The 2,454-nt window shown below is 62.4% G+C and carries 3 protein-coding genes; 2 read left to right on the top strand and 1 reads right to left on the bottom strand.

Annotated features, from left to right (window positions below; translation table 11 throughout):
- Positions 1-94: 94 nt before the first annotated feature.
- Both hisN and EOA86_RS30580 read left to right on the top strand, forming a co-directional pair.
- Positions 95-868, top strand: a complete 774-nt coding sequence (hisN, locus tag EOA86_RS30575; RefSeq protein WP_127209001.1) for a histidinol-phosphatase — start codon at positions 95-97, stop codon at positions 866-868.
- A 95-nt stretch (positions 869-963) separates the two neighbouring features.
- Positions 964-1,491, top strand: coding sequence for a DUF1579 domain-containing protein (locus EOA86_RS30580; protein ID WP_128345037.1), 528 nt, complete (start codon positions 964-966; stop codon positions 1,489-1,491).
- 97 nt (positions 1,492-1,588) lie between these two features.
- On the opposite strand, the gene EOA86_RS30585 is transcribed toward EOA86_RS30580, so the two are convergent.
- Positions 1,589-2,454 (bottom strand): alpha/beta hydrolase (locus EOA86_RS30585; RefSeq protein WP_164892135.1); only part of this gene is annotated, 866 nt, incomplete at its 5' end.

The following is a 2,454-nucleotide window of genomic DNA, read 5'->3' on the forward strand; positions in this document are numbered from 1 at the left end:
GTTGTCGATGCGTAAAAGTTCCGCACGCCCTTGTTTTGGCGCAAGACCGCAGGCAAACGACGGTTCCAGCAGGCTGCATCGCGGGGAGACTCAGTTGGATATCAGCATCGATTTCATGCGGCGCATTGCGCATGCCGCCGCGGCCGAAACCTTGCCGCGCTTCCGCAGCCAAGGCGCGGTCGCCAACAAGGAGCAAGGCAGCTTCGACCCGGTCACCGAGGCCGACCGCGAGGCCGAGCGGGTCATCCGGGCGCTTATATCAGCGGAATATCCCGATCACGGCATTCTCGGCGAGGAGCATGGCAGCGAGAACATATCCAGCAGGCATGTGTGGGTGATCGATCCGATCGACGGCACGCGCGCTTTCATTTCCGGCCTGCCGGTGTGGGGAACATTGGTCGGGCTGACGGTCGATGGCGATGCCGTCGCCGGCATGATGTCGCAGCCCTTCACCGGCGAGCTTTTCTACGCCAACGCGTCCGGTGCCCATTATGAAGGCCCGGGCGGGCCGCGACGGCTGACGACGCGCAAGACAACAAGCCTTGCCGAGGCGACGCTGTTCACCACCACGCCGGCACTGTTCAAGGGAGACGCGCGTCTGCGCTACGACCTGTTCGAGCGGCAGGTCCAACTCGCCCGCTACGGCACCGACTGCTATGCCTTCGCCATGGTCGCGGCAGGAAGCGTCGACATCGTCGCCGACCCCGGTTTGAAACCCTACGATATCGTCGCGCTGATCCCGATCATCGAGAACGCCGGTGGCGTCGTCACCACCTTCGAAGGCGGACCGGCGGAAAGGGGTGGCGACATCCTGGCTGCGGCAACGCCGGAGCTTCATGCCGCCGCGATGGCGGCGCTGCGTGGCTGAGCGTGGAAAGCGTTCGGGCGGTGATTCCCCGACCCTCCTGACAGGAGGATGTCAGCAGCTCTCTGCTATGGAAGTGATGTCCCGGAGGGATTCACATGCCGACGCAGCCAACAACCAACCATTCCGAAGATGGGTCGGCAGAAAACGCTCCGGCAGACGGGCGGCCCGATTTCGATTTCTTCTTTGGCCGCTGGAACGTCAACCATCGGAGGTTGCAGAAGCCCCTGCAAGACGACACGAACTGGGACGTGTTTGGCGGGACCTGCGAAGTGCGCCCGATCCTTGGCGGCCTCGGCAATGTCGATGACAATGTGATTGAATTGCCCGTCGAGGCCTATCGCGCCGCCACGTTGCGGACGTTCGATCCGGCGACGAGCCAATGGTCGATCTGGTGGATCGACGGCCGCAACCGGGCGACCATCGATATTCCGATGCGCGGCACCTTCGAAGCAGGCGTCGGCACGTTCCTGTGCAAAGACGTCTTCGACGCACGCAATATCTACGTTCGCTTCCTGTGGTCGCGGATCACTGAAAAATCGGCGCGCTGGGAGCAGGCTTTTTCACCGGATGTCGGCAAGACCTGGGAGACCAATTGGATCATGGATTTCGCCCGGCAAGTGTAGGCGGCCGATCGACTTGGAAGGCATTTTTTCAAGCTGAGGCATGGATTTCAATGAGTTGAAGCGCTCTTTGCGCGTCCGGAGGGAGTGCGGTACTCAATCAGCTCGTGTCGTCGCTTCCCGGGATGAAGGCATTGAAGGCGGCAAAGAACTGCTCGCGATAGAAGTCGGCTTCCTGCAATATTTCATGGCGTGCACCATCGATCACCAGCAGCGAACCGAGGCGCAGACGCCTGGTGTAGGTTTCCACCGCCTTGGTCGAGACGACCTGGTCGGCGCCGGCGGCGATCACCAGCAAGGGTACCTGGATCCTGGCCATGAAGTCGGGGTCGCTGATGGCCTCGGACGCCTCCGCCGCCGCTTTCAGCCAGCGTATCGTCGGGCCGCCGAGTGCCAGTTGCGGGTAGGTTTCGTAGATCAGCGTGTTGCGCCGATACCGCTCCGGATCCGATGTCACCATGTTGGCAGCAAACGGAATGGTTCTTCTGGGCCGCGGACCCCAGGCGGCATAAAGCTTGCCAAGGCCCAGAAGACAGAACAGCGAGCAGAGGCGGCGAACGGTGGTTGTCGAGACCGGCAGGTCGGGCACGGCCAGGAATGGCGCGATCAGCACCATGCGCCGTACGCGGTTCACCATCGACGGCGCAGCAAGCAGCGTAATCACCGCCCCAGCCGAATGGGCCAATATGTAATATGGGCCCCGGCAGTCGGGCAGCACGATCTCCTCGAAGAACTGTTCCAGGTCGCCCGTGTAGTCGAAGAAGCTCCGGACATAGCCGCGCTCACGGTCGCTGATCAGCCGATCGGAACCGCCCTGGCCGCGCCAGTCGAGGGTGGCAACGCCAAAGCCGCGATCGGCAAGGTTGCGGATGGTCTCGAAATACTTTTCGATGCACTCGTTGCGGCCGGTCAGCACGACCACGGTGCCCTTCATCGGGCGGGCAACGGCGGGAAAGAGGCCATAAC

The organism is Mesorhizobium sp. M5C.F.Ca.IN.020.32.2.1 (assembly GCF_004023105.1).
Classification (GTDB): domain Bacteria; phylum Pseudomonadota; class Alphaproteobacteria; order Rhizobiales; family Rhizobiaceae; genus Mesorhizobium; species Mesorhizobium wenxiniae.

Bases quoted from the DNA above. Each gene is read 5' to 3' on its own strand.
- EOA86_RS30580 (WP_128345037.1), top strand. From the start codon at position 964: ATGCCGACGCAGCCAACAACCAACCATTCCGAAGATGGGTCGGCAGAA.